Origin of the sequence: Streptomyces boncukensis (assembly GCF_011045075.1) — a bacterium.
GTDB classification, from domain to species: Bacteria; Actinomycetota; Actinomycetes; order Streptomycetales; family Streptomycetaceae; genus Streptomyces; species Streptomyces boncukensis.
Genome location: NZ_JAAKZZ010000877.1, coordinates 1 through 1,822, shown reverse-complemented (window position 1 = coordinate 1,822; position 1,822 = coordinate 1). Strand labels below are relative to the sequence as shown.

2 protein-coding genes are annotated in these 1,822 nt (G+C 73.3%); one reads left to right on the top strand and one right to left on the bottom strand.

Going from position 1 to position 1,822, the window contains the following annotated elements; translation table 11 throughout:
* On the bottom strand, window positions 1-452 hold a 452-nt coding region (locus tag G5C65_RS40605; RefSeq protein WP_165303352.1), incomplete at its 3' end, for a TetR family transcriptional regulator.
* A 361-nt stretch (window positions 453-813) separates the two neighbouring features.
* Between G5C65_RS40605 and G5C65_RS36595 the strand changes: the two genes are divergently transcribed.
* Window positions 814-1,644: an endo alpha-1,4 polygalactosaminidase gene (locus tag G5C65_RS36595; RefSeq protein ID WP_165303351.1), complete on the top strand. Its 831-nt coding sequence runs from the start codon at window positions 814-816 to the stop codon at window positions 1,642-1,644.
* The last annotated feature ends 178 nt before the right edge of the window (window positions 1,645-1,822 follow it).

Sequence of the window (1,822 nt, the reverse complement as noted above, 5' to 3'; positions counted from 1 at the left end):
GTGCGCGGGGTGTCCGGGGTGCGCGGGCCGAGCCGTTCGCGGAGGGCCCGCGCCACCCCGTTCTCGAAGTCGACGAGGACCGGGCGTGCGGGCCGGGGGTTGGTGAAGAAGCGGGCCGGCGCGTCGCTGAAGAGGTTGCCCAGCGTCGTCACCCGCGCGTCGGCGAGGGCCAGCAGCGCGTTGCGGACCGCGGTGAACGGCGGCTCCTCGGCGGGCCGTTCCAGGATGTGCCGGCGCAGCTGCGGCAGCAGCGCCAGGACCTCGGTGAGCACCAGGTCTTCCTTGGACGGGAAGTACCGGAAGAAGGTCCGCTCGGCCACCCCGGCGGCCGTGGCGATGTCGCGCACGGTGGTGGCCTCGAAGCCGTGCTCCTCGAACAGGCGCAGGGCGGCGTCCTGGAGCGCCTGACGCGTCCGCTCCTTGTGCTGCTCCCGTCGCCCTGCCGTGGTCACAGCCGCAGTGTGGCACAGAAATCCGAGAAGTGGCAGTCCTGCCACTTTGATGGCGCCAGGGCGCACCGGACGCACCGTCCGCACCGGCGGGCACGGTGGTCTCCTCGGGCTCGGGGGCCCCGCCTGTTTCTGCGTGAAACTGACTGATCCACGGGGAGTTCGCGCAGAAGTGCGCAGCCGACGCCTCTTGACAGCGGAGTGACGGGTGGGTTTACTTCCGGCCACGCCGTGGTCGAGTACCCGGCGACAGAGGTACGCCCAGCCGGTATGCGGCCGTACGCCGCGAGCCCGGACTGAGTCGCCAGGACCGCCGCCGCGGGTCCGAGGCGGGGACGTGCCCTCCACACCTCTGGAGCCGTCGATGCATTCCCTCCGTCGACGTCCGTACCGGACACTCGGGGCCGCGCTGGCGGCCGTCGCGCTGCTCGTGGGGGCCGCGCAGATCAACAGCTCCCGCGCCTCGGCCGGCGCCGAGGCGCCGTCCGCCGCGCCGCCCCCGGCGCACGCCGGCTTCGACTACCAGATCGGAGGAGCGTACGAACCCCCCGACGGCGTCCGGATCGTCACCCGCGACCACACGGACCGGCCCGCCGACGGGCTCTACAACATCTGCTATGTGAACGCCTTCCAGGCCCAGCCCGGCGCCGAGGACAGCTGGGACCCCGACCTGCTGCTGCGGAACGAAGCGGGCGAGGTGGTCTACGACGAGGACTGGCACGAGGCGTTCCTGGACCTGCGCACCGCCGACAAGCGCCGGCGGGTCGCCGCCAAGGTCGGCCGGTGGATCGACTCCTGCGCCTCCCAGGGCTACGACGCGGTCGAGCCCGACAACTACGACAGCTACGACCGCTCCGGGAAGCTGCTCACCGCCACCCAGGCGCAGCAGTACATCCGGCTGCTGTCCGAGCAGGCGCACCGCAGGGGCCTGGCCATCGGCCAGAAGAACACCCCGCAGCTGGCCGGGGAGCGGGAGGCGAACGGGCTGGACTTCGCGGTGGCCGAGGAGTGCGGCGAGTACGAGGAGTGCGACGCCTACACCCGGGCCTTCGGCGACCGGGTCGTCGTCATCGAGTACCGGTCGGCGGGGCTGCGGAAGGCGTGCGACGGCTGGGGCGACCGGCTCAGCATCGTACGCCGTGACCTCGGCGTCACGACCCCCGGCGACGAAGCGTACGTCCGGCAGACCTGCTGACCTGACCGGCCCCCGGCGCGGGCCCGGCGGACCGTACCGGGCCGGGGGCTGCTCCCTGCGGCGCGTCGCCGTCCGGGGGTGCGCCGTGCCCGGTCGCGCCGCGCGGCGCAGCCGCCATGAACACGGGCCCCGCGCCCCTTCGGGACCCGCACCGGCCCTCGCCACCCCCTGTCTCTTA

Coding starts and splice junctions, on each gene's coding strand:
- G5C65_RS36595 (WP_165303351.1), top strand. CDS start 814: ATGCATTCCCTCCGTCGACGTCCGTACCGGACACTCGGGGCCGCGCTG.